This is a genomic window from Novosphingobium sp. DS6-6, from assembly GCF_057784975.1.
The window spans coordinates 1-22,506 of sequence record NZ_JBYNTS010000006.1 but is presented as its reverse complement, the minus strand read 5'-3'; the positions used below and the strand labels follow the sequence as shown (position 1 = coordinate 22,506).

The 22,506-nt window shown below is 65.6% G+C and carries 24 protein-coding genes and 1 other RNA gene; 11 read left to right on the top strand and 14 right to left on the bottom strand.

What is annotated here, in order from left to right; translation table 11 throughout:
• The first annotated feature begins 33 nt into the window (after positions 1-33).
• Positions 34-1,416 (top strand): aminotransferase, encoded by a 1,383-nt coding sequence (locus AC3EDY_RS08885; protein ID WP_488572136.1) that lies wholly within the window; start codon positions 34-36, stop codon positions 1,414-1,416.
• 30 nt (positions 1,417-1,446) lie between these two features.
• Here AC3EDY_RS08885 and AC3EDY_RS08880 read toward each other — a convergent pair whose 3' ends face one another.
• Positions 1,447-2,040 carry an NTP transferase domain-containing protein gene (locus tag AC3EDY_RS08880; RefSeq protein WP_488572135.1) on the bottom strand — a complete coding sequence of 198 codons (594 nt, stop codon included), beginning with the start codon at positions 2,038-2,040 and terminating at the stop codon, positions 1,447-1,449.
• On the bottom strand, positions 2,037-2,540 hold the full coding sequence (locus tag AC3EDY_RS08875; RefSeq protein WP_488572134.1) for an Lrp/AsnC family transcriptional regulator: 504 nt from the start codon (positions 2,538-2,540) through the stop codon (positions 2,037-2,039). Before AC3EDY_RS08875 ends, AC3EDY_RS08880 begins: the two co-directional genes overlap by 4 nt.
• Before the next feature lie 144 nt (positions 2,541-2,684).
• On the opposite strand from AC3EDY_RS08875, the gene AC3EDY_RS08870 reads away from it, so the two are divergent.
• The 3 genes from AC3EDY_RS08870 to AC3EDY_RS08860 are packed head-to-tail and all read left to right on the top strand — an operon-like array spanning position 2,685 to position 6,302.
• Positions 2,685-3,980, top strand: coding sequence for a thiamine pyrophosphate-dependent enzyme (locus tag AC3EDY_RS08870; RefSeq protein WP_488572133.1), 1,296 nt, complete (start codon positions 2,685-2,687; stop codon positions 3,978-3,980).
• Positions 3,977-4,993, top strand: coding sequence for an alpha-ketoacid dehydrogenase subunit beta (locus AC3EDY_RS08865; protein WP_488572132.1), 1,017 nt, complete (start codon positions 3,977-3,979; stop codon positions 4,991-4,993). Before AC3EDY_RS08870 ends, AC3EDY_RS08865 begins: the two co-directional genes overlap by 4 nt.
• 4 nt (positions 4,994-4,997) lie before the next feature.
• Complete coding sequence (locus AC3EDY_RS08860; protein WP_488572131.1) at positions 4,998-6,302, top strand: dihydrolipoamide acetyltransferase family protein; 1,305 nt, start codon at positions 4,998-5,000, stop codon at positions 6,300-6,302.
• 43 nt (positions 6,303-6,345) lie between these two features.
• On the opposite strand, the gene AC3EDY_RS08855 is transcribed toward AC3EDY_RS08860, so the two are convergent.
• The 4 genes from AC3EDY_RS08855 to AC3EDY_RS08840 all read right to left on the bottom strand — a co-directional run bounded on the left by AC3EDY_RS08855 (position 6,346) and on the right by AC3EDY_RS08840 (position 9,082).
• Positions 6,346-6,546 carry a DUF1737 domain-containing protein gene (locus tag AC3EDY_RS08855; RefSeq protein ID WP_488572130.1) on the bottom strand — a complete coding sequence of 67 codons (201 nt, stop codon included), beginning with the start codon at positions 6,544-6,546 and terminating at the stop codon, positions 6,346-6,348.
• 63 nt (positions 6,547-6,609) lie between these two features.
• A complete protein-coding gene (hslU, locus tag AC3EDY_RS08850; protein ID WP_488572129.1) occupies positions 6,610-7,911 on the bottom strand; it encodes an ATP-dependent protease ATPase subunit HslU in 1,302 nt (433 codons plus the stop codon).
• Complete coding sequence (gene hslV, locus AC3EDY_RS08845; protein ID WP_488572128.1) at positions 7,911-8,468, bottom strand: ATP-dependent protease subunit HslV; 558 nt, start codon at positions 8,466-8,468, stop codon at positions 7,911-7,913. The genes hslU and hslV overlap by 1 nt, the downstream gene beginning before the upstream one ends.
• Positions 8,469-8,539: 71 nt before the next feature.
• Entirely contained in the window at positions 8,540-9,082 is a 543-nt protein-coding gene (locus AC3EDY_RS08840) for an outer membrane protein assembly factor BamE (RefSeq protein WP_488572127.1), read from the bottom strand.
• Between the two features lie 230 nt (positions 9,083-9,312).
• Here AC3EDY_RS08840 and AC3EDY_RS08835 point away from each other — a divergent pair, with 230 nt between their 5' ends.
• The 3 genes from AC3EDY_RS08835 to AC3EDY_RS08825 are packed head-to-tail and all read left to right on the top strand — an operon-like array spanning position 9,313 to position 11,811.
• A complete protein-coding gene (locus tag AC3EDY_RS08835) occupies positions 9,313-9,828 on the top strand; it encodes a ubiquinol-cytochrome C chaperone family protein (RefSeq protein WP_488572126.1) in 516 nt (171 codons plus the stop codon).
• A complete protein-coding gene (locus tag AC3EDY_RS08830) occupies positions 9,825-10,346 on the top strand; it encodes a YceD family protein (RefSeq protein WP_488572125.1) in 522 nt (173 codons plus the stop codon). The genes AC3EDY_RS08835 and AC3EDY_RS08830 overlap by 4 nt, the downstream gene beginning before the upstream one ends.
• Before the next feature lie 4 nt (positions 10,347-10,350).
• Positions 10,351-11,811, top strand: a complete 1,461-nt coding sequence (locus AC3EDY_RS08825) for an MATE family efflux transporter (protein WP_488572124.1) — start codon at positions 10,351-10,353, stop codon at positions 11,809-11,811.
• A gap of 73 nt (positions 11,812-11,884) precedes the next feature.
• On the opposite strand, the gene ssrA is transcribed toward AC3EDY_RS08825, so the two are convergent.
• Both ssrA and mscL read right to left on the bottom strand, forming a co-directional pair.
• Positions 11,885-12,230: a transfer-messenger RNA gene (gene ssrA / locus AC3EDY_RS08820) on the bottom strand.
• A gap of 18 nt (positions 12,231-12,248) precedes the next feature.
• Complete coding sequence (gene mscL, locus AC3EDY_RS08815; RefSeq protein WP_488572123.1) at positions 12,249-12,689, bottom strand: large conductance mechanosensitive channel protein MscL; 441 nt, start codon at positions 12,687-12,689, stop codon at positions 12,249-12,251.
• A 169-nt stretch (positions 12,690-12,858) separates the two neighbouring features.
• Between mscL and AC3EDY_RS08810 the strand changes: the two genes are divergently transcribed.
• From AC3EDY_RS08810 to AC3EDY_RS08795, 4 genes are read left to right on the top strand one after another with little or no spacing between them, the layout of a single operon-like run.
• Positions 12,859-13,464: a LemA family protein gene (locus AC3EDY_RS08810; protein WP_488572122.1), complete on the top strand. Its 606-nt coding sequence runs from the start codon at positions 12,859-12,861 to the stop codon at positions 13,462-13,464.
• A gap of 28 nt (positions 13,465-13,492) precedes the next feature.
• Positions 13,493-14,254: a TPM domain-containing protein gene (locus AC3EDY_RS08805; protein WP_488572121.1), complete on the top strand. Its 762-nt coding sequence runs from the start codon at positions 13,493-13,495 to the stop codon at positions 14,252-14,254.
• 1 nt (position 14,255) lies between these two features.
• A complete protein-coding gene (locus AC3EDY_RS08800; RefSeq protein ID WP_488572120.1) occupies positions 14,256-14,927 on the top strand; it encodes a TPM domain-containing protein in 672 nt (223 codons plus the stop codon).
• Positions 14,924-15,469 carry an NUDIX hydrolase gene (locus AC3EDY_RS08795; protein WP_488572119.1) on the top strand — a complete coding sequence of 182 codons (546 nt, stop codon included), beginning with the start codon at positions 14,924-14,926 and terminating at the stop codon, positions 15,467-15,469. The genes AC3EDY_RS08800 and AC3EDY_RS08795 overlap by 4 nt, the downstream gene beginning before the upstream one ends.
• Position 15,470: 1 nt before the next feature.
• Here AC3EDY_RS08795 and AC3EDY_RS08790 read toward each other — a convergent pair whose 3' ends face one another.
• From AC3EDY_RS08790 to AC3EDY_RS08765, 6 genes are all read right to left on the bottom strand, one after another.
• Positions 15,471-17,288 (bottom strand): ABCB family ABC transporter ATP-binding protein/permease, encoded by a 1,818-nt coding sequence (locus AC3EDY_RS08790; RefSeq protein ID WP_488572327.1) that lies wholly within the window; start codon positions 17,286-17,288, stop codon positions 15,471-15,473.
• Between the two features lie 53 nt (positions 17,289-17,341).
• The gene (locus AC3EDY_RS08785; RefSeq protein WP_488572118.1) at positions 17,342-18,379 is read right to left on the bottom strand and encodes a retroviral-like aspartic protease family protein; all 1,038 of its coding nucleotides are present in this window, start codon (positions 18,377-18,379) and stop codon (positions 17,342-17,344) included.
• 90 nt (positions 18,380-18,469) lie between these two features.
• Positions 18,470-20,008 carry a lipopolysaccharide biosynthesis protein gene (locus AC3EDY_RS08780; protein ID WP_488572117.1) on the bottom strand — a complete coding sequence of 513 codons (1,539 nt, stop codon included), beginning with the start codon at positions 20,006-20,008 and terminating at the stop codon, positions 18,470-18,472.
• Entirely contained in the window at positions 20,005-21,009 is a 1,005-nt protein-coding gene (locus tag AC3EDY_RS08775) for a glycosyltransferase family 2 protein (protein WP_488572116.1), read from the bottom strand. Before AC3EDY_RS08775 ends, AC3EDY_RS08780 begins: the two co-directional genes overlap by 4 nt.
• Positions 21,006-22,040, bottom strand: coding sequence for a glycosyltransferase family A protein (locus AC3EDY_RS08770; RefSeq protein ID WP_488572115.1), 1,035 nt, complete (start codon positions 22,038-22,040; stop codon positions 21,006-21,008). The genes AC3EDY_RS08775 and AC3EDY_RS08770 overlap by 4 nt, the downstream gene beginning before the upstream one ends.
• 13 nt (positions 22,041-22,053) lie before the next feature.
• On the bottom strand, positions 22,054-22,506 hold a 453-nt coding region (locus AC3EDY_RS08765; RefSeq protein WP_488572114.1), incomplete at its 5' end, for a hypothetical protein.

Here is a 22,506-nt window from a genome sequence, read left to right as displayed (position 1 = left end):
ATCTGTGATCTTAGAATTCGCCGGGACTGCCGCATGACTCTTGTCCGCAACCACGACATCGCCACGTTGCGCCAGCTCGATCTGGCTCATCACCTTCCCGCGCAATCCAGCTATGCCCTGCAGCAGCAGCTGGGCGGCAGCCGGGTCATCACCCATGCCAGGGGATGCACGATTACCGATGGCGACGGGCACAGCCTGCTCGACGGCATGGCCGGCCTGTGGTGCGTGAACGTGGGCTATGGCCGGGAGGAGCTGGCCGACGTGGCGCGCGCGCAGATGCTTGAGCTGCCGTTCTACAACACCTTTTTCCGCACGGCGACGCCGCCGCCGATCGAACTTGCCGCCCGTCTTGCCGGCCTGCTTGGCGGCGAATTGCAGCACGTTTTCTTCAACAACAGTGGCTCTGAATCCAATGACACCGTCTTTCGCCTGGTGCGCACCTACTGGGCTCTGAAAGGACAGCCCCGACGCACGACATTCATCAGCCGGCATAACGCCTATCACGGCTCCACCGTCGCTTCGGCCAGCCTGGGCGGCATGGATTTCATGCACGTTCAGGGCGGCCTGCCCATTCCAGGCGTGGAACACGTGATGCAGCCCTATGCTTTTGGCGAAGGCTTCGGCGAGGACCCTGACCGTTTCGCCACCCGCGCCGCGGCGGCGATCGAAGAACGCATTCTCGCGGTCGGGCCGGAAAACGTCGCTGCTTTCATCGGCGAGCCGGTGCAGGGTGCGGGCGGAGTTGTCATACCGCCGCCCGGCTATTGGCGCCAGGTCGAGGCGATCTGCCGCAAGTATGGCATTCTGCTGGTGGCCGACGAAGTGATCTGCGGCTTTGGCCGGCTGGGCGCCTGGTTCGGGTTTCAGCATTTCGGCTTCACGCCCGATATCGTCTCGATGGCCAAGGGGCTGTCATCGGGCTACCTGCCGATTTCAGCCACGGCAGTCAGCCGGGACATCGTCGCGACACTGCGCGCTTCGGGCGAGGAATTCGCCCACGGCTATACCTATTCGGGCCATCCCGTCTGCGCGGCGGTGGCGCTGCGCAATCTCGACATTCTCGAGCGGGAGGATCTGGTGGGTCGCACCGCGCGCGACACCGGGCCTTATCTGGCCGCTGCCCTGGCCGAACGGCTGGCGCCGCATCCGCTGGTGGGGGAAACCCGGTCGCTGGGCCTGATCGGCGCGGTGGAGATCGTGGCTGAAAAAGGCACCAACCGGCGGCATGGCAAAGGCGGCCAGGCCGCGCCGATCGTCCGCGATCACTGCATCGCGCGCGGGCTGATGGTGCGTGCGGTGCGCGATGCCATCGTAATGAGCCCGCCATTGATCATCACCCATGCCGAAATCGATCAACTGGTCGATACGATCCGCGCTGCGCTCGATGCGGCGCAAGGCGAACTGGCACTGCTCTGACCGGCGCAGGACGAGGAGGCGATCCGGCGTTCAGGCGGGGCGGCGTGCGGCCAGCAGCGCTGCGGCTCGCGCCAGATCATCGGGACGATCGATGTCGAGTGCCTGCTCCGGCGTGAGAGGCAGCATGGGCGCACCGCGCAGCAAAGCCCCGGCGCCGCGATCGCCGGTCAAGGCCATGAGCGCGGGAAAATGCCGCGCGCCGATCAGTGCCGGGGGCATTGGCTGCCCGCCGCATGCGCTTGCCAGGCGATCACCATCGAACGCTTCGATCAGGGCGACGAAATGCATTGCGGGCACCAGGGGCATATCGGCAAGGGCAATCAAGGCCGCATCCGCGCCGGCCCCGTGTCGCACCGCCGCGATGCCCTGCGCTACCGAGCGCGAGAGCGGGGCGCCTGGCGGATCGAGCGCGATGCGGATGAACCCGGGCATGTCAGGCACCCCGGGCGCGGCGACCACGATGCGCCGGGCAAGGGAAAGCGCGGCCGTGTTGGCGGCAACATGCGCGATCACCGGTTTTCCCGCGAGCAAGGCAGCCAGCTTGTCACCGCCGAACCGGGTGCCCCGACCGCTGGCGAGCACTACCAGCGCAATGCGCGGAGGCTTTTGCGGCGCACCGTTCATCGCGCGCGCCGCACGCGGCTTTCGCTGATCAGGGGCGCGGGGCGGTTGATGAACGTTTTCAGGGCAAAGCTGCTTTGCACATGGGCAACGCCGGGAATCTGCGTAAGGCGTTCGAGCAATTCGCGATAGTGATCGAGATCGCGCACCACACAGCGCAGCAGGAAGTCCGATCCGCCGGACATCAGGAAGCCGCTCATGATCTCGGGCAGTTCGCTTACCTGCGCTTCGAACCCGTCGATCGCCTCACGCTGCTGGCGTTCGAGAGTCACGGAGATGAACACGCTCATTTTGCCGGCCAGGGCGCGCTCGTCCAGCCGGGCGAAATAGCCGGTGATCAGCCCGGCTGCTTCCAGTTGCCGGACCCGGCGGATCGTGGGGGTGAGCGACAGGCCGATTTCTTCGGCCAGATCCCGCCACGACATCCGCCCGTCGCGTGTCAGGCACTGCAGAATGCGAATATCCCATGAATCGAGTTCGGGCGGCGTGGCGGTTTCCGTCATGGGCGTGTAAATGCACTATGAAGAAAGCCGTTCATAGTGCAAATTACCGCAAACCTGTTTTCCTGCTGTTGCAATTGGCAACCCTTCCCAACCTTTTGGGTTTATACTGTCCGTCCATATCGACGGCTTGGGAGACGAAAGCCCGTGGCAGATTTGCCCAATCAGCAGCCCCTGGCACTTCACGTGCCCGAGCCCAAAGCCCGCCCCGGTGCAGAGCCGGACTGGAGCCATCTGCAATTACCCGCCGCCGGTGCCCAGCCGCGCCCCGACGAAACCTGCTCCCCCGCGCAGACCTGGCCGCTGTGCAACGACCTGATCCGCGTGCTGGACGACCAGGGCCAGGCGCAAGGCCCGTGGAACCCGCGGCTCGATCCCCAAACATTGCGCACCATGCTGCGCAACATGGCGCTGACGCGCGCGTTCGACGAACGCATGTTTCGCAGCCAGCGCCAGGGCAAGACCAGCTTCTACATGAAAAGCACCGGCGAAGAGGCGACCTCGGTCGCGCCGGCGATGGCCCTGGCGGCCGACGACATGACTTTTCCCACTTATCGTCAGCAGGGCATCCTGATTACCCGCGGCTATCCGCTGGTGGAGATGATCAACCAGATCTATTCCAACAAGGGTGACCGCCTTAAAGGGCGACAGTTGCCGGTCATGTATTCGGCGCGGGACTATGGTTTCTTCACCATTTCGGGCAATCTTGCCACGCAATTGCCGCAGGCGGTGGGTTGGGCAATGGCCAGCGCGATTTCCGCAGGCACGCGCATCGCCGCGGCCTGGGTGGGCGAAGGATCGACTGCCGAAGGCGATTTCCATTCGGCGATGACCTTCGCCACGGTCTACAACGTTCCGGTGGTGCTGAACGTGGTGAACAATCAGTGGGCGATCTCCAGCTTTTCGGGCTTTGCCGGGGGCGAGCGCCAGACGTTTGCGGCGCGCGCGATCGGCTATGGCGTGGCGGGACTGCGGGTGGACGGCAACGATCCGCTGGCTGTCTATGCGGCTACGCGCTGGGCCGCGAACCGTGCGCGCAGCAATGCAGGGCCAACGCTGATCGAACATTTCACCTATCGTGCCGAGGGGCATTCGACGTCCGACGATCCGTCCCAGTACCGCAGCGCCATGGAGCGCAGCACCTGGCCGCTGGGCGATCCGATCGTACGGTTGAAGGATCATCTGATCGCGCTGGGGGAATGGGATGAAGCGCGCCAGGCGGCAATGGACCAGGCCCTGGCCGAAGAGGTAAAGGCCGCCACGCGCGCGGCCGAAGCCAACGGCGTGCTGGGCCACGGGCTGCATCATCCGTTCCACACCATGTTCGAAGACGTGTTCGAAACCTTGCCCTGGCACCTTCGGGAACAGAGCGAGCAGGCGATGCGCGAGCGCCGGATCAAGTGGCCCGACTGGCGACCCGAAAATGGGGAGGACATGCCATGAGCCGCCGCCTGACGATGATCGAGGCGATCAACGACGCGCTCGACGTGATGATGGAACGCGATCCCAGCGTAGTGATCCTGGGCGAGGACGTGGGGTATTTCGGCGGGGTGTTCCGCGCCACGGCCGGCTTGCAGAAGAAATACGGCAAGAACCGCGTGTTCGACACGCCGATCAGCGAGAACGGGATCATCGGCGTGGCCGTGGGCATGGGTGCCTATGGCCTTCGCCCCGTGCCCGAAATCCAATTTGCCGATTATATCTATCCCGGTCTCGACCAGTTGGTTTCGGAAGCGGCCAGGCTGCGCTATCGCTCCGCCGGCGAATTCATTGCGCCGCTCACGGTGCGTTCGCCTTTTGGCGGGGGCATTTTCGGCGGGCAGACCCACAGTCAGAGCCCTGAAGCCCTGTTTGCCCATGTGGCCGGGCTGAAAACCGTGATCCCTTCCACGCCCTACGACGCCAAGGGGCTGTTGATCGCGGCGATCGAAGACAACGATCCGGTGATCTTTTTCGAGCCCAAGCGCATCTACAACGGGCCGTTCACCGGTGCCTATGACCGGCCGGTGGAGCCGTGGAGCAAACATCCCGACAGCGAAGTGCCCGAAGGCCATTATACCGTGCCGCTGGGCAAGGCGCGCGTGGTGCGCGATGGGGAGGCGGTGACCGTGCTGGCCTATGGCACGATGGTGCACGTGGCGCACGCGGTGTGCCTCGACAAGGGCGTCGATGCCGAAGTGATCGACCTGCGCACGCTCGTGCCGCTCGACATCGAGACGATCCAGGCTTCCGTGCAGAAGACCGGACGCTGCTTGATCGTGCACGAGGCGACCCGCACCGGCGGTTTTGGCGCAGAGCTTTCCGCCCTGGTGCAGGAGCGTTGCTTCCACCATCTGGAAGCGCCGATCGAGCGCGTGACCGGCTTTGACACGCCTTATCCCCACAGCCTGGAATGGGCTTATTTCCCGGGGGCCGTACGCATCGGCGAAGCCCTCGATCGCATTTGCAAGGATTGATCCCATGGCGCTTTACACATTCCGCCTGCCCGATATCGGCGAAGGCATCGCCGAGGCCGAGATCGTGGCCTGGCATGTGCAACCCGGCAGCATCGTTGCCGAAGACGGCCCCCTGGCCGACATGATGACCGACAAGGCCACGGTGGAGATGGAAAGCCCGGTTGCGGGGCGCATTGTGTCGATCGCGGGCGAAGTGGGCGATCGCATCCCGATCGGCTCGGTCCTGGTGGAAATCGAAATCGAAGGTGCCAGCGACGGCGCAGGTGCGGCAGGTGCCCCTGCGGCAGCGGCCAAGCCCGCGGAAACCGTCCCCGTTGCCGCCGCGCCGGTGGAAGCGGGCGCGGCCGCGGTGGAGCCGCCGGGTCCCGCCAGTGTGCCTGCGGCCGATGCGGCACCGGCAACGATGCCCGCCGCTCGCCCCGCGCCGGCCGCAACGCCGCAAGGTGCCGCCGTATTGGCCAGCCCTGCGGTACGCGCGCGGGCGCGCGATCTGGGCATCGATCTGGCCCAGGTCCGCCCTTCGCAGGATGGCCGCGTGCGGCATGGCGATCTGGACCAGTTCCTGGCCTATAACCGTGGCTATGCCCCCGTTGGCACCGCGCGCCCGGATGAACTGGTGAAAGTGATCGGCCTGCGCCGCCGCATTGCCGAAAACATGGCCGCATCCAAGCGCGCGATCCCGCATTTTTCCTATGTCGAGGAATGCGATGTCACCGCGCTTGAAGATCTGCGCGGCCAATTGAACGCCGCCGGGCTAGACCGGCCGCGGCTGACCATGCTGCCGCTGCTGATCGTCGCGATCTGCCGCACGCTGCCGCAATATCCGATGCTCAACGCGCGCTTCGACGACGAAGCAGGCGTCGTCACCCGCCATGGCGCAGTGCATCTGGGCATGGCCACGCAGACGCCGGCTGGCCTGATGGTGCCGGTGATCCGCAATGCCGAAAGCAGGAATCCCTGGGCTCTGGCACAGGAGATCGCCCGCCTGGCCGATGCGGCGCGCAATGGAACGGCGCGGGCGGACGAACTTTCCGGCTCGACCATCACCGTCACCTCGCTGGGGCCGCTTGGCGGCATCGCGACGACGCCGGTGATCAACCGGCCCGAAGTGGCGATCATCGGCCCCAACCGCATTATCGAGCGGCCGATGTTCGTGCCCGACGGGATGGGCGGCGAACGGATCGTCAAGCGCAAGCTGATGAATATCTCGATCAGTTGCGATCATCGCGTCGTCGACGGCTGGGATGCGGCAAGTTTCGTCCAGGCCCTCAAGAAGCTGATCGAAACCCCTGCGCTGCTTCTCGCATGAGGTAAAAGCAACCACGCATTGCTGAGGGGCCGGCTGGGCCGCGTTACTTCACGACGTCGGCCGCGTGCCAGACCACCGCCTGAGCCACCTTGATGCAATCCATGCCTCCGTCATACGTGATCGAAGGGGACCCATAGAGGCGCCAGCCCTGGGCCAGCGCCTCGGACACGCGCTCGCAGAAGGCGCGGTCGTCCTTGCCGGTCAGCAGGCGGTAGATCGGGCGGTCGTCAGGCGTTTCGTGCATGCCCGGCCTCTATCATGCCGGGCGGCCGCTGTGCCAGACCCGCCATCAGAGCCAGACCCGCCATCAGAGAATGTACTTCGACAGATCGGCATTGCCGGCCAGGCCTGCAAGGCGCGCGGCAACATAGGCCTCGTCGACGGTGACAGTCGTGCCCTGGCGGTCTTCCGCATCGAAACTGACCTCTTCGAGCAGCTTTTCCATCACTGTCTGCAGCCGGCGGGCACCGATGTTCTCCACGCTTTCGTTCACTTGCGCGGCGGTGCGGGCGATCGCGCGGACCGCCTGCGGGGTGAAATCCAGGATCACCTGCTCGGTGCCCAGCAAGGCGCGGTACTGTTCCACCAGATTGGCCCGGGTTTCAGCCAGAATGCGGACGAAATCGTCCTCGCTCAACGCCTTGAGCTCTACCCGGATGGGCAGGCGGCCCTGCAGTTCCGGCAGCATGTCCGACGGTTTGGCCACGTGAAACGCGCCAGAGGCGATGAACAGCACGTGGTCTGTCTTCATCGGGCCATATTTGGTGGCGACGGTGGTGCCCTCGATCAAAGGCAGCAGATCGCGCTGCACACCTTCACGGCTTACGCTGCCGCCGCGCACGTCGGAGACGGCGATCTTGTCGATCTCGTCGATGAACACGATGCCGTTGGTCTCCGCGTTCTGCAGCGCCACGCGGGCAACGTCGTCCTGATCCATGCGCTTTTCGGACTCTTCGTCCACCAGCTTGTCCCAGGCATCGGCCACCCGCATCTTGCGTCGCTTGAGCGGCTGGCGGCCGAAGGCCTTGCCCATCATGTCAGACAGGTTGATCATGCCTACGCTGCCGCCAAGACCGGGGATCTCCATCGGGGCGGCCGGGGCATCCTCCACCTCGATTTCCACTTCCACCTCGTTCATCGCGCCTTCGCGCAACCGCTGGCGAAAGCTTTCGCGCGTCGCCTCGCTGGCGCCGTCGCCCACCAGCGCCTTGAGCAGGCGGTCCATCGCCGCCTTGCTGGCGGCTTCGCGCACCGCTTCGCGGCGGCGGTCCTTTTCCAGCCGGATCGCTTCTTCGGCCAGATCGCGGGCGATCTGTTCGACATCGCGGCCGACATAGCCCACCTCGGTGAATTTGGTCGCTTCCACTTTCACGAAGGGAGCATCGGCCAGCCGGGCCAGCCGGCGGCTTATTTCGGTCTTGCCGCAGCCGGTCGGCCCGATCATGAGGATGTTCTTGGGGCTTACCTCGTCACGCAGGTCGGCGGGCAGGCGCTGGCGCCGCCAGCGGTTGCGCAAGGCCACAGCCACCGCGCGCTTGGCGTCGGCCTGGCCGACGATGTGTTCGTCCAGCGCGCGGACGATGGCCTTGGGGGTCAGACTGTCAAGCATCAGATTTCTTCCACCGTCACGCGGTCGTTGGTGAATACGCAGATTTCGGCCGCCACCTGCATGGCGCGGCGCGCGATTTTTTCGGGATCGTCCTCATACAGGTCGAGCGCGCGCGCCGCCGACAAGGCATAGTTGCCGCCCGAACCGATGGCGGCGATGCCGCCTTCTGGTTCCAGCACGTCGCCATTGCCGGTCAGCACCAGCAGCGTGGTGGTATCGGCCACGATCATCAGCGCTTCCAGATTGCGCAGGTATTTGTCAGTGCGCCAGTCCTTGGCCAGCTCCACCGCTGCGCGCATCAACTGGCCGCGGTGCTGTTCCAGCTTGCGCTCAAGCCGTTCGAACAGGGTGAATGCATCGGCCGTCGCCCCGGCAAAGCCGGCGATCACCGATCCGTCGCCAATGCGCCGCACTTTGCGGGCATTGGGTTTCATCACGGTGTTGCCCATGGAAACCTGGCCGTCGCCCGCGATCACGGTACGGCCGTTCTTCTTCACCCCGATGATCGTGGTGCCGTGCCACTGGACCAGGCCGTGGCTCGCCTTGCTATCGTCCATGTCGGCGATATGGGATCGCCGCCCCGTGGTTCAAGCAGACCGGTTCAAGCAGGCGTGGTTCAAGCTAGCGGTCAGCTGCCGTTGGGGCCGGATCCGGTCGGGCCGCGGCCCTGGCCGCCCGGGCCACCGGCGCCGCCTGTCCCGCCCGGGATCGCGCCCACGGCGCCGATATTGCCGAACAGATCCTGGAAGAAGCTGCGGTTTCGGCCCAGCGTGGGGGTCGTCTCGCGCACCGGATGGATCGTGGGGACGCGTGTCAGGTTGAGGCGATCGACCGTTCTGACATTGCCGGCCGCGTCGAAATTCACTTTCAGCACCTGTTCGTTCACGGTGCGCGGGCGCTTGAACGGCTTTTGCCGGGTGTCGACGGAAACGTAATACCAGACCTGGGGCCCGAACTGGCTTTTGAACGTCGCCTGGCCCAACGCGCGTTCCACCGACATCCGGTTATCCACCCCGGGCTGCACCGAATCGGTCAGGGCCTTGTCCATCTGGAACCCGCGGTGATCGCGGATGCTGGCGCAACCGCCTGCCAACACGGCCAGCCCGGCCGCGAGCCCGGCCGCCCGCCCAGCCTTTGCCACGCTTTTCAGGGCCATCCGATTCTCGCGCATTCCGTCACTCCAAAACCCAGCTTCTGCGGGCATCCGGGCGCCATACTGCCCCGATGCCCGTCGGCACCACGCACAAAGGCCCACTTTGCCTTCGCGCTGCAGCACTCTATATCCGCGCAAGCCTTAGGGGCGAAACGGGTTGTCCGCAATGGCGGCGTGCCGGTTTGCGCCGCCGGCGGCAAATTCGCGGCGCCCGCCGCTTTCGCAACGCTGTAAAGGAAATCCGCGCCATGTCCCTGCTCGCCCGCCTTCTGGGGCAGACCCGCGACGATCGCGATGCGGCCCGCCCCCTGTGGCATCGCGTGGTCGAGATCGCCCGCGAAAAGGAATGGTATGCGACGTGCGGCGTGGTCGACAGCGTGGCCGGCCGGTTCGACATGATCACGCTGGTACTAAGCCTGGTGCTGGTGCGGATGGAGCGCGAGACGGCGCTGATTCAGCCTTCGGTCTGGCTGACCGAGTTGTTCGTTGACGACATGGACGGGCAGCTGCGCGAAAGCGGGGTCGGTGATCTGGTCGTGGGCAAGCATGTCGGCAGGCTGATGAGCACGCTGGGCGGCCGGCTGGGCGCTTACCGCGAGGGGCTGGCGGCCGGCGAGGACGTCTTTGCCGCGGCCCTTGCCCGCAACATGACACTGACGCCGGGCGCGGACCCGGTACCGCTCGCCCGCCGCGCTCGCGCCTTTGCCGCGGGACTGGCTCTGGTGCCGGCCGACCGGGTTCTGGCCGCAGAGATCGGCCGATGAGTGCAACGCCGGAATTTTCCCATCTGATCGACTTGCGCCAGATTGCCGAGGGACCCGTGGTGGTTGAGCCCGACGCGACCGCACGGCGCCGCCTGGCGGGCCGCTTCGGCTTGTCGGCCATTCATGCCATGCGGGCCGAGGTACGCCTGATCGCCGACGGCCCCGTCGTGCGTGCCGACGGGCGGCTGAAAGCCGCGATCGAACAGGCCTGTGCCATTTCGGGCGAAGACTTTCCGGTGGCGATCGACGAGCCGCTGCACTTGCGATTCGTGCCCGAAACCGAAGTCACGGTCGAACCGGACGAGGAGATCGAGCTTTCCGCCGACGATTGCGACGACATTCCCTACAGCGGGCTGACCTTCGATCTGGGCGAAGCGGTGGCGCAAAGCCTGGCGCTTGCCATCGATCCTTTTGCCGAAGGCCCGCTGGCCGACAGGGCACGGGCCGACCACAACCTCGCCGGCGATAACGCCGATGGGCCGTTTGCCGCGCTGTCGGCGTTGCGTCGCAAGGATTGAACGCATGGCAGGCCCGCAACGCAACACCGCCCCTGGCGGCCCCGGCACGCGCGACCTGACGCGCGGCCCCATTCTGAAAACGCTGCTGCTGTTTTCCCTGCCCACGCTGGCGGGCAACATCCTCCAGTCCCTGAACGGTTCGATCAACACGATCTGGGTGGGGCGGCTGATCGGCGCTTCTGCGTTGGCCGCAACCACCAACGCCAACGTGGTCATGTTCCTGGTCTTTGCCGCCGTGTTCGGGTTCGGGATGGCGGCCACGGTGAAAGTGGGCCAGTCGTTCGGCGCGGGCAATGTCGATGCCGCACGGCGCACGTTCGGTTCGGCCGTGGGGTTCTGCGTGGGGCTCTCGGTGATCGTCGCCACGGTCGGGTGGCTCAATGCCCCGGCGCTGCTGCGCGTCATGTCGACCCCCGACGATATCTTTGCCCTTGCCGAAGCCTATCTGCGGGTCATCTTCGTGGCGATGCCCGCGACGATGATCTCGGTGATGATCTCGATGGGGCTGCGCGGGGCGGGCGATGCCAAGACCAGCCTCTATCTCATGATCGTCTCGGTCGTGCTCGATTGCGGGCTCAACCCCGTGTTCATCGCCGGGCTGGGGCCGATCCCGGCCATGGGCATTGCCGGGTCAGCGCTGGCCACGGCGATTTCGTCCTATGTCGCGATGCTGGCACTGGTGATCTATGTCTATGCGCGCAATCTGCCGCTGCGGCTGCGGGGGGCGGAACTGGGCTATCTGGTGCCGCGCCTTGAAGAGCTGCGCTACATCGTTACCAAGGGCCTGCCGATGGGCGCGCAGATGCTGATCGTGTCGAGCGCGGGGATCGTGATGCTGGGGCTGGCCAACCGCGAAGGCTCCATCGCCAGTGCCGCCTATGGCGCCTCGCTTCAGGTGTGGACGTACCTGCAGATGCCGGCCATGGCCATTTCCGCCGGGCTCAGTGCAATGGCCGCGCAATCGATCGGGGCGGGCCTCATCGATCGGCTGGGGCGCATCACCCGCGCGGGCCTTGTTCTCAATCTGGCGATCACCGGCGTCATGACGGCGCTGCTCCTGGGGTTCGACCGGCCCGTGCTGGTGCTGTTTCTGGGATCGACCAGCCCGGCGGTGGACATGGCGCGCCACATCCAGTGGCTGGGCAGCTGGAGCTATATCCTGTTCGGCATGACGGTTGCGCTGTTCGGCACGATGCGCGCGGGTGGGGTCGTCCTGGCCCCGCTTATCGTGCTCAGCATCACCATGTTTCCGGTCCGGCTGGGGTTCTATTCCCTGGCCTATCCGTTCCTCGGCGCCGATGCGCTGTGGCTGACCTTTCCGGTGGGATCGTTTGCCGCGGTGATCCTGGCCGCGATCGCCTATTCGCAGCCCGGATGGCGCGAACGCGCCCGCGCGATAAGTGCCGCCCGGCGCCAGGAAACCGAAGCGGCCGCGGAATGCTCGTCCAAGACCGCCGCGGGATGAGGAAGACGGCCCGGACCGACGCAGAGATGGGGAAGGTGGGGGGATTTCTGTTGCCCGGCACCCCCCGGGCCGCTGGTATCACTTCTGTTGACCGGTGTGTCCGACCGCGCTTTCGCTTTGTAAGATCAGGCCGTTAGGCCGTCAGGTTACGCGGCGAGAGCAAGTGCTTCGTTGTCGTTGGCACTTGTGGGTTTTGAGCCTTTAACGGGTTACTCAGCCCGGGCGAAAACAGCGCTTTTCAACACACGTCGATCCTAGTTCGGCCCCGTCATCTTTCCCGCGCCGTAGCGGAAAACATGGTGGAGCCGCCGGGTACCGCCCCCGGGTCCGCTGCGCCTATTGCACGCCGCAGTTTATCGCCATATCCGGCCAAAGCCGGCAAATCCTCATATAGGCATTCGTGCGGCAATGGGAAGAGGCGGCGGCGACCGGCCGCTTCAGTTCCTTGCCTTGAGCGCGTCCCTGATTTCGATCAGCAGGTCCACCTCGCTCGGTCCCTTGGGTGCCGCCGGCTTTTCGGCTTCCTTGCGGATCAACGAGTTGGCCACTTTCACGATCAGGAAAATGATGAAGGCAACGATCAGGAAATTGACCGCCTGGGTGATGAAATCGCCATAGCCGACCATTGACACGCCGGCGGCCTTGAGTTGGGCATAGCTTTCCGGATCGCCCTTGAAAGTCGCGGGGATCGGCCCGAGGCGCACGAAAAAGCGCGTGAAATCGACACCCCCGGTGATGAAGCCCACCACCGGCATGATCACGCTTTCGGTGAGCGAGCTGACGATCTTGCCGAACGCGCCGCCGATGATGACGCCGACGGCCAGGTCCAGCACGTTGCCGCGGGCGATGAAAGTCTTGAACTCGTCGAGAATGGCCATGGCCCCGTTTCTCCTTGTTAACCAAGTCGTCGCGGATGATTGCCACTGCAACCGGCCGGCGGCAAGCCGGCTTGGAAAAGCCCGATCGTTCGACAAACGACGTGGCATGCCCTTGATCCGCAACAGGCGCGCGCTATGTCATCTGCGCATCTGCAACGAGGATCAACCCATGTCCCGCGCATTCCACCGCTTCGTTCCCCGCTTTGCCCTGGCTGCCGTTGCTGCCGGCAGCCTGGCCGGCTGCGGCGTCAACACCATTCCCACGGCCGAGGAGAATGCCAAGGCCAAGTGGGCCGATGTGCAGAACCAGTATCAGCGCCGCGCCGATCTCATTCCCAATCTGGTCGCCACGGTCAAAGGCTATGCCAAGCAGGAACAGGATACCCTGGTCAAAGTGACCGAGGCACGCGCCAAGGCCACATCGGTCCAGATCACTGCGGCCGATCTGACCGATCCTGCCAAGGTGGCCGCCTATCAGCAGGCGCAGGGCGCCCTTTCCCAGGGGCTTGGCCGCCTGATGGCCAATGTCGAAGCCTATCCCGATCTCAAGTCCAACGAGAATTTCCTGGCCCTGCAAAGTCAGCTCGAAGGCACCGAGAACCGCATTGCCGTGGCCCGGCGCGATTACAACGATGCCGTCCAGTCCTACAACACCACGATCCGCACGTTTCCGGCGGTGATCGGTGCCAAGGTGATCTATGGCGCCAAGCCGATGGTGCCGTTCCAGGCCACCACGCCGGGGGCCGATACCGCGCCCAAGATCAATTTCAACTAAGCGGGTGAAACGGCTCGCGCTCTTGTGCATGGTCGTGCTGGCATGGCTTGCTGGCCCGGCCATGGCGCAGACCTTTCCCGCGCTCACCGGCCGGGTGGTGGACGATGCCCATCTGCTTGATCCCCGGCAGATCGCCGTGCTCGATGCAAAGCTCGCGGCGCTGGAACAGCAATCGCAGCGCCAGCTGGTCGTGGCGACGGTACCCGATCTGCAGGGCTACGAGATCGAGGACTACGGCTATCGCCTGGGCCGCGCCTGGGGGCTGGGCGACAAGCAGCGCAACGACGGGGCGGTCCTGCTCGTCGCGCCAAGGGAGCGGAAGGTGAGGATCGAGGTCGGCTATGGCCTGGAAGGGATCCTGACCGACGCCCTTTCCGAAGTGATCATCCAGCGCGAGGTTCTGCCACGGTTCAAGGCGGGCGATTATCCCGGCGGCATCGCGGCCGCCACCGATCAGCTGATCGCCCAGCTCAAGCTGCCCGACGATCAGGCGCGGCAAGTGGCCAGCCAGGCCGAAAAAGCCCAGAAGCGGGCGCGCGAACCCCGTTTCGACGCCGGGACGGTGGTTTTCCTGATCATCTTCGGCCTGTTCTTCGTGGTTCCCTTCATCCGATCGATGCGCGGTGGCGGTCGGCGCTATGGCGGTGGCCCGGGGGTGTTCATCTTCCCGACCGGCGGCTGGGGCGGCGGTGGATCCGGCTTTGGCGGTGGATCGGACTGGGGCGGTGGCGGCGGCTTTTCGGGTGGCGGCGGCAGCTTCGGCGGCGGCGGCGCTTCGGGAGATTGGTGAGATGACGCTGAGCGAGGATGACCGTACCCGCATTGCCCAGGCCGTCGCCCAGGCCGAAGGGGAAACAGCCGGAGAGATCGTTACCGTCGTCACGCCGGCTTCGGACCCCTATACCGATGTCGCGCTGGCCTGGGCGGCGTTCGTGGCGTTCCTGGCACTGGCCGCACTGGAAACGGCGCCTGCCTTCTATGTTGCGCTGGTCGATCGCGTCCTGGGACTCTGGGCCACGGACTGGAGTGCGCGCGCTTACTTCGGGCTTGCCCTGACCGTCGCCGTGCTCAAGTTCGCAGGCATGCTTGCCATCCTGCAATGGCGGCCGCTGCGCCTGTGGCTGACACCCGCGCCGATCAAGCGCGCGCGGGTGCACGCCCGCGCTCTCACGGCCTTTCGCCTGGGGGCCGAAAGCCGCACGACCGGGCGTACCGGGGTGGTGCTCTATGTCTCGCTGGCCGAGCGCAAGGCCGAAATCATTGCGGACCAGGCAATCGCCCGGCAGGTCAGCCCCGACGTGTGGGGCGATGCCATGGCCGCGCTGCTGGCGCCGGTACGCGAGGGGCGCCTGGCAGACGGCATGGAAGCGGCCATCGTGCGAATTGGCGCCGTGCTGCGCCGGATCGCCCCGCGCCAGCGGAACGATGCCAACGAACTGCCCGACGGGCCGGTCATGCTGTGAGCCTGGAAGACGAATTCCGCGACAATCCCGAAGAAACCCGCTGGGAGGGGCGCTTCATCGCGGCCAAGACGCGAGGGCGGTGGGAATATGTCAGCCGCGCGCGCAATATTCGCGCGGCCGTGATCCTAGCGATCACCGATGCGCGCGAAGTGGTTCTGGTGGAGCAGTTCCGCGTGCCGCTGGGCCGCGCGTGCATCGAATTGCCGGCCGGCCTGATCGGTGACGACGACGGCAGCGCCAACGAGGACGCGGCGCGCGCCGCGCAGCGCGAGCTGGAAGAAGAAACCGGTTACCGGGCCACGCAGATGGAAGCGCTGGGGGAATTCTGGTCGAGCCCTGGCATGGTATCGGAAAGCTTCACCCTGTTCCGCGCCCGGGGCCTTGTCCGCGTCGCGGACGGCGGCGGTGTCGAGGGCGAGGGGATCACTGTGCATCATGTGCCGGTCGACGGCATTGCCGGCTATCTTGCCGCGCGCCGCGCGGAAGACATGGCGGTTGACGTCAAGCTCCTCGCCTTGCTGGGGCCGGGCCTGCTCGACTGAGTTATTCGGCGGCCTGGCCCAGCTCCTCGCTTTCGGCGGCCTGGCGTGCCCACATTTCGGCATAGAGGCCGGCGCGGCGCAGCAGTTCGGCATGGCTGCCCTGCTCCACCAGGCGGCCTTGCTCGATCACCAGGATCGTGTCGCTGTCCGCTATGGTCGACAGGCGATGAGCGATCGACAGCGTCGTGCGGTTGGCCGCAACATCGCGCAGCGTGCCCAGAATGTCCTGCTCCGTTCGGGTGTCGAGCGCGCTGGTCGCTTCGTCGAACAGCAGGATCGGCGGGTTCTTGACCAGCGTGCGGGCAATCGCCACGCGCTGCTTTTCGCCGCCCGACAGCTTCAGCCCGCGCTCGCCCACTTCGGTTTCGAGGCCCTGGGGCAGGCGCGCGATGAAATCGGCAATCGCGGCGCCGCGCACGGCAGCATCGACATCGGCCGGTGTCGCGCCTTCGCGGCCATAGGCGATGTTATAACCGATGGTATCGTTGAACAGTACCGAATCCTGCGGCACGATGCCGATCGCCGCGCGCAGCGATGCCTGGGTGACGGTGGCGATATCCTGCCCGTCGATCAGGATCCGCCCTGACAGGGGATCGTAAAAGCGGAACAGCAGCCGCGCGATCGTGGACTTGCCCGCGCCAGACGGGCCCACAATGGCCACCCGGTTGCCTGCCGGCACTTCGAACGAAAGGCCGTGCAGGATGGTGCGGTCGGGATCGTAACCGAAAACCACATTGTCGAACGTGACCGAAGGGCGCCGCACCACCAGCGCCGGAGCGCCGGGCGCATCGGCCACTTCCACCTGCGTATCGATCAGCCGGAACATCTCGGCCATGTCGATCAACCCCTGGCGGATAGTGCGATAGACCATGCCCAGCATGTCGAGCGGGCGGAACAGCTGGGTAAGATAGGTCTGCACGAAGATCAGCTGCCCGGCGGTGTATTGTCCGCGCCACCAGCCCCAGACGGTATAGGCCAGTGCCCCGGCCATCAGCAGGTTGACCACCAGAGCCTGCGCGATGTTGAGCAGGCCCAGGCTGTTTTCGCTGGTCACGGCGGCATCGGCATAGGCCCGCGTCGCCTGACCATAGCGGGCTTCCTCGCGCCGTTCCGCACCGAAATACTTCACCGTTTCATAGTTGAGCAGCGAGTCAACCGCCCGCGACAGTGCCTGGCCGTCCAGCCGGTTCATGCGCTCGCGCAAATGGGTGCGCCATTCGGTGATCGTGCGCGTCACCCAGATGTAGGCCGCCACCGCAACAGCCGTCGCCGCGACCAGACCCCAGCCGAAGCTGACCCAGAAAATCACCGCCACCACGATCAGTTGCAGGATCGTGGGGGCAATGTTGAACAGCATGAAATAGAGCATCGTGTCGATACTCTTGGTGCCGCGCTCGATCGTCTTGGTGACTTCGCCGGTGCGGCGCGCCAGGTGAAAGCGCAACGACAGGCGGTGAAGCTGGGCAAAGACATGTTCCGCGAGCGCGCGCGTGGCATCCTGACCCACCCGCTCGAACACGATGTTGCGCAGATTGTCGAACGCCACCCCGGCAAAGCGACCGGCGGCATAGCCAAGCACGGTCCACATCGCCAGCATGCCCAGGCGCGGCCCCGACACGTTCATGGCATCCACCGCCCATTTCAGCAGATAGGGCAGGTAGAGCTGAACCGCCGTGGACGCGACAATGAACAGGCACGCCACCACGATGCGCCGGCGCAGGGCCGGATTGTCCGCCGGCCAGAGATAGGGCGCAAATCGCTTGAGCGTGTGCCAGCCATCGTGGCGGGCGGCGGGATTGTCGGGTCGTTCGGGCGGCATTGCCACTCACATAGGCATTCTGACGCGCGATGCCACCCGAAACCCTTTTTCCCTTATCGCGCCGCCAGTGCGGGCGGCGCGGCCGGTGTGTAATCGAACAGGACTTTGCGCTTGGCAAAGTCTATGGCCACTTTCTGGAATGCGCTGAGATCGTGCATGCCCAGCAGCAGTGCGGGGCGGCGGTTGAGCTTGAGATGGGCAAAGGCCGGTGCGTCGGTAAACGCGAACGTCAGGTTCCTGATGTCCATCCCGCCGATCCGCATGGAGCGTGCATGGCCCACGTCGGCGATGATGCTCTGCCCCGTCACCGCCACCAGCTGTGCTTGCTGCTTGCCGCCGCGATGATCGAGAGCGCGTTGCAGCGCACGGTTGCCGATCGAGATATCCGAGCCTGTGTCGATCATCACGTCGGTACGGACACCATCGACCATAGCCTCGGTCATGATCAGTTGCCCCGACCGACGCCGCGCGGTCACGACGATATCGTAATTGTCGCCCTGCGGCGCTGCTGATGCAGCATCGCCGATCAACATGCGCTGCGCCGCGAAATCGATCGTGATCCGCTGGTTCTGCAGGCCATCAAGCCCCACGATCCCTTCCGCTTCCAGATTGGCGCCATCCACCAGCGGCGCCTCGAGCCCGGCGAACCGGCGCGTACCCAGAAAGAGTTCGTCGATCTTGACGAGCGGCACGTCCTCCAGGCCGGCAACGCTCACCAGCCTGGCGCTGCCGCTTGGCGTCAACCCGAGGGCCAGCGCTGTCTGCCGGGTCAGCACCGTGCGCTGCGCCCCGGTATCGACCATGAAAGCAAAGGGACCGGCCGCGCCGATCGACACGGGCACGGTCAGCCGGGCATAGGGGTCTCGCTTCAGGGCGATGGTTTCCATCTCGGCCGCATCGGGCGTTTCGCTACCGATATCTTGGCGTCCGGTATCTTGGCGCTCGGTATTTCGGCCCGCGATGCCCCGGCCATCGGGCATGGCAGCAGGTGTCAGGGTGGATTGCGCGGTCTGCGCCGACACGGGCAGGGCCACGCCAGTCAAAGCCAGCAGGCCCAGTGCGCCGGCAACCTTATGGGCCAGCATCGACATTGTTTTTTCCTCTCCGCTACGGAGCTTACGCCCCGTTATCGGGCAACGCTACCGAAAATTGCAATGCTGCACCGCGAATTTCATCCGGCTTCAACCCGGAACCGACTGCTTGCGCCCGGGCAGCGCGGCGACGATTTCGTGCAGCAGGGCCAGCATTTCGCCAAGCAGGGGATGACGTGTCAGCCGCAGCATGGCCAGCCAGCACAGCACGCCCGCCCCTATCATCGCTGCCGCCTGGGCAAGGCTGCATCGCGCGGGCCCCGCCAACAGGGCATAGCTTGCCAGCAGCGGCGTGATCGCGGCAATCGTGGCCAGAAGGCTCTGCGCATAGATCCTCACCAGATCGCGCCACGCGAAATCCAGCATGCCGCGCAGGAACGGGGCATAGATGGCAATCCACACGACGCCGTGAACGAAGCGCGACAAAGCCACCGCTACCAGGCCGAACGGGGCCGTAGCCAGGATCAGCCCCACCGAAAGTACGGTTTCGGCCACATTGCGACGGATCAACCCGCGTTTGCGGCCAAGCAGCAAAGGCAGATCGGCGTTGAGCGGCAGTGCAACATAGCACAGCTGCGCCAGCGCGACCCACAGCAGCAGGGGTGCCGCCGCCAGCCAGCGTCCACCATAGAGCGCCCCGATCAGCGGCTGGGCCAGTGCGGCGATTCCCGCCATTGCCGGCCAGGTCACGCCGGTATAGGCAGCCACCACGCGCAGATAGGGCGGCCCCAGCGGTTCACCGTTGTCGCGCACGCGGCGGAACGCGGGATAGAATACGCCCGTCACCGCGCCCGCCACCAGCATGCGCAGTTGCAGCGCCAGGCCCGAAGCCCGGGCGAAAAGGCCCACGGCGGTGTTGTCGATCAACCGGCCGATGATCAGTTCGGGCGCGCGCGCGGTGATCGAATAGCAGGTTGACAGCACGGAATTGGCGCCGCCCAGTTCCAGCATCGGCCGCGCCCCATGCAGTCTTAGCGGCCAGGGCACCATCGGCCCGGCGCGCCATTGGCTGACGACCAGGCGCGCGCCCTGCTGGGCAAAGGCGCCCCAGGCCAGGGCGAGCGCCCCGTGGCCCAGCACGGCCAGCGTCACCGCCGTCACGGCATTGGCGATGGAGGAGCCGACTTCGATCATGGTGTTGGACTTGTAGTCCATCCGCCGCTGGCAGGTGGCCTGCGGCACGATCGACAGCGGCACCAGCAGATAGGATGACGCCACGACGAGGAGCACGGGCAGCAGCGCCGGATCGCCATAGAAACGCGCCACCGGCACGGCACAGGCGAGCGCCAGAACGGCAATGCCCCAGGCAAAGACCACCGAAATGGTAAAAGCCGTCTGCAGCTTCTGGGGGGTCAGGTCGCGCTCCCCGTTGATATAGCGCGCGACGCCGAAATCCTGCAGGAACGCCACCACCGTGACGGCGGCAAAGGCGATGGAGAACAACCCCAGTTGCGCCGGGGTGATGAACCACCGGGCTAGCACCACGCTGGTCGCGAACTGGATCGCGAACGAGGCATACTGCGAAACCAGCGCCCACGCCGCCGCCGTGCGTACCGACATTTCGGGTGGCGGGCTGCCGGTCGCCGGATGGTGCCGGCGCGGGGCAGGGCTGTCCTCCGGTGCGCTCATCGCGCGTGCCTTGCGAGTTTGGCCATGGCCTGCACCGCGCGCACCGGATGCCCTGCCCGCAGCAGCCGCAGCGCCACGCGCCACAGCCGCGGTTGCGCGCCCGCGTCGGCAATGTGCCCGATCAGCACGTCCCACGCCTCGTCAACCAAGCGGTCGGGCGCATAGAGCAGGCGGTCGATCATCCGCCGCCGCACATAGGCCGCGCTGCCCGGCCCAAGCAGCGGATCGAGCCGGTCGATCGCCGGCAGTTGCGCCAGGCCCGCGGTCGGATCCAGCCCGGTGGTCTGCCGGGCGCGATGTGCGAGCCAGGCGATCGCGGCATTGCGGGCCTGGTCGACCAGATGGCGGGTGCTGACCTGGCCGGGGGTTATGCGATAGGCCAGCAGACATTCGGGCAGATTGGCCATACGGGTCCGCTCTGCCAGGCGCAGCCACAGGTCGTAATCCTCGGCATGGATATAGGCCTGGCGATAACCGCCAGCTTCGCGCACCAGATCGGCACGCACGGTAACGGCGCTGTGGCACAGGATCGGCCCTTGCTCCAGCCCAGCGATGATAGCGGCATGATCGCGCGGCCGGTAGATCGGCGTGTTGGACGCCGGGTGACCCCGGCTGTCGATGAAAGCCGTTTCGCAGGCCACCAGGCCATGGTCGGGGTTGGCGGCAAGGAAAGCCAGTTGCCGCTCAAGCCGTTCCGGCATGCAGATGTCGTCGGCATCGAACCGTGCGACCAGCGAGGCCCGCGCTTCGGCGAACAACTGGTTGAGACTGCGCACCAGCCCCTGCCGCGGCATGGCGATCAGGCGGATGCGCGCGTCGCGTGCGGCATAGGATTGCGCGATGGCCAGGCTGTCGTCGGTAGAACCGTCGTCCAGGATCAGGAATTCGAAATCGCCGAATGTCTGGCCCAGCACGCTTTCGATTGCCGGCGCCAGCGTCGCAGCCGCGTCGTACATGCTGGTAGCCACCGTGACGGCCGGGATGGCGACAGGTATCGTCAACGCTCGGTTTCCAGAAAGCTGGGTGATGGCGTGCCGCGCTTGGCGCCGCGCCGGTGGGTGTGCCGGCGCCAGCGCAGCATCGGCGCGGCAAGGCCGGGCAGCCAGTGCCACAGAGCCAGGGCCAGCTGCCATAGCGGTCCGTCCATGTGCCCTTTGATATGGTTGCCGATCTTGCGCAGGTCGGCCAGGCCCGGTCGCGTCTGTCCGGCCATTATCCGGTCGATCGCCTCTTCCAGCGCCAGGGCATCGCGCGTCTCGTTCATCAATCGCTCGATCGCGGCAATCTCCGGCGCGCCGGCGGGCAGGCGCGCCCGCGCCTTGGCCTGCACTTTCAGGCTTCCCCGTAACAGGCGCAGCGCCTGGGCCGAGGCGGAGCCGGCACGCACCCGGTACTCGCCCAGAACTTCGTCGACATAACGGGCATGGCCGCCCAGCGCCAGCAGGCGGACCCACAGGTCAAGGTCCTCGGCATGAGTCATGGCCTCGTCAAAGCTGCCTGCCGCCAGGAAATCCGCGCGGCGAAAGGTCGATCCGATATAGACGTTGAACGATCGGTCCAGCACTTCCACCCAGGTGCCGCAGGCCGGCTGGGGGTATTCCACGCAATGGCGTTCCCCGGCCACCGCGCCGAAGATTCGGGCGTTGCAGGTCGCCAGGCGCACCTCGGGCTCGTTTTCCAGCAACGGCACGGTGCGGGCCAGATAATCGGGCCGGAACAGATCGTCGCCATCGAGCAGTGCGATCAACGGCGCACGGGCCGCGGCGATCGCGGTATTGCGGGCCGCGGAAACGCCACGGTTGCCGGTCTCGATCAGGCGGATCCTGTGGTCGGCCAGGAACGGGGCCACGGCCGGCGCCACCGCCTTGTCCCCGTCGTCGATCACCACGGCTTCCCATGCCTCGAGGCTTTGCCGCTGCAGCGATGTCAACGCCTCGCCCAGGAACGGCGCGACACCGAAGCCGGGCACGATCACGCTGACGCGCGCGACTGTTGCACCGGGCAGAGGGGGTGGCGTGAATGCGGAAACCATCGATAGGGTGTAGCTAATGCGGGTTTAACGATTGGCTTACAAGGCGGTAAAAATTCAGGCGAATCATCGCCGGCGGCAAACGCTTCGGCGCTACCGCATGGTGGCCGGCGGGCTCATGTTCGCCTGGAAAAGCGAAGACCGTCAAATATTTACGCAAAAACTGAAACAAAAGTGCAAAGCCCCATTGACGCTTATGGGAGTGATTTATATATGGCGCTTCACCGACGCGGTTGTGCGGCTGGTTTTGGCTGGCTGCATGCGGGTTGCATCTTCGTTGGGTGCATCTGCGCGGGTTGCGTTGTGACTGTCGGATAGCTGGGGTTGGCATGGTTTCCGGTGAGAGCCGGGGATTGTTTGCCGGTCTTTGTTTTTGCTGTTTGCGGTTTGGTTCTTTGACATTGTTGATGAGATGAAGGGACATGCGGGCGACGGCGCCTGGTGCCGGGGGTCTTTGGGCTCCGGCGGC

Bases quoted from the DNA above. Each gene is read 5' to 3' on its own strand.
- AC3EDY_RS08885 (WP_488572136.1), top strand. From the start codon at position 34: ATGACTCTTGTCCGCAACCACGACATCGCCACGTTGCGCCAGCTCGAT.
- AC3EDY_RS08880 (WP_488572135.1), bottom strand. From the start codon at position 2,040: ATGAACGGTGCGCCGCAAAAGCCTCCGCGCATTGCGCTGGTAGTGCTC.
- AC3EDY_RS08875 (WP_488572134.1), bottom strand. From the start codon at position 2,540: ATGACGGAAACCGCCACGCCGCCCGAACTCGATTCATGGGATATTCGC.
- AC3EDY_RS08865 (WP_488572132.1), top strand. From the start codon at position 3,977: ATGAGCCGCCGCCTGACGATGATCGAGGCGATCAACGACGCGCTCGAC.
- AC3EDY_RS08860 (WP_488572131.1), top strand. From the start codon at position 4,998: ATGGCGCTTTACACATTCCGCCTGCCCGATATCGGCGAAGGCATCGCC.
- AC3EDY_RS08855 (WP_488572130.1), bottom strand. From the start codon at position 6,546: ATGCACGAAACGCCTGACGACCGCCCGATCTACCGCCTGCTGACCGGC.
- hslU (WP_488572129.1), bottom strand. From the start codon at position 7,911: ATGCTTGACAGTCTGACCCCCAAGGCCATCGTCCGCGCGCTGGACGAA.
- hslV (WP_488572128.1), bottom strand. From the start codon at position 8,468: ATGGACGATAGCAAGGCGAGCCACGGCCTGGTCCAGTGGCACGGCACC.
- AC3EDY_RS08840 (WP_488572127.1), bottom strand. From the start codon at position 9,082: ATGCGCGAGAATCGGATGGCCCTGAAAAGCGTGGCAAAGGCTGGGCGG.
- AC3EDY_RS08835 (WP_488572126.1), top strand. From the start codon at position 9,313: ATGTCCCTGCTCGCCCGCCTTCTGGGGCAGACCCGCGACGATCGCGAT.
- AC3EDY_RS08830 (WP_488572125.1), top strand. From the start codon at position 9,825: ATGAGTGCAACGCCGGAATTTTCCCATCTGATCGACTTGCGCCAGATT.
- AC3EDY_RS08825 (WP_488572124.1), top strand. From the start codon at position 10,351: ATGGCAGGCCCGCAACGCAACACCGCCCCTGGCGGCCCCGGCACGCGC.
- mscL (WP_488572123.1), bottom strand. From the start codon at position 12,689: ATGGCCATTCTCGACGAGTTCAAGACTTTCATCGCCCGCGGCAACGTG.
- AC3EDY_RS08810 (WP_488572122.1), top strand. From the start codon at position 12,859: ATGTCCCGCGCATTCCACCGCTTCGTTCCCCGCTTTGCCCTGGCTGCC.
- AC3EDY_RS08805 (WP_488572121.1), top strand. From the start codon at position 13,493: ATGGTCGTGCTGGCATGGCTTGCTGGCCCGGCCATGGCGCAGACCTTT.
- AC3EDY_RS08800 (WP_488572120.1), top strand. From the start codon at position 14,256: ATGACGCTGAGCGAGGATGACCGTACCCGCATTGCCCAGGCCGTCGCC.
- AC3EDY_RS08790 (WP_488572327.1), bottom strand. From the start codon at position 17,288: ATGCCGCCCGAACGACCCGACAATCCCGCCGCCCGCCACGATGGCTGG.
- AC3EDY_RS08785 (WP_488572118.1), bottom strand. From the start codon at position 18,379: ATGTCGATGCTGGCCCATAAGGTTGCCGGCGCACTGGGCCTGCTGGCT.
- AC3EDY_RS08780 (WP_488572117.1), bottom strand. From the start codon at position 20,008: ATGAGCGCACCGGAGGACAGCCCTGCCCCGCGCCGGCACCATCCGGCG.
- AC3EDY_RS08770 (WP_488572115.1), bottom strand. From the start codon at position 22,040: ATGGTTTCCGCATTCACGCCACCCCCTCTGCCCGGTGCAACAGTCGCG.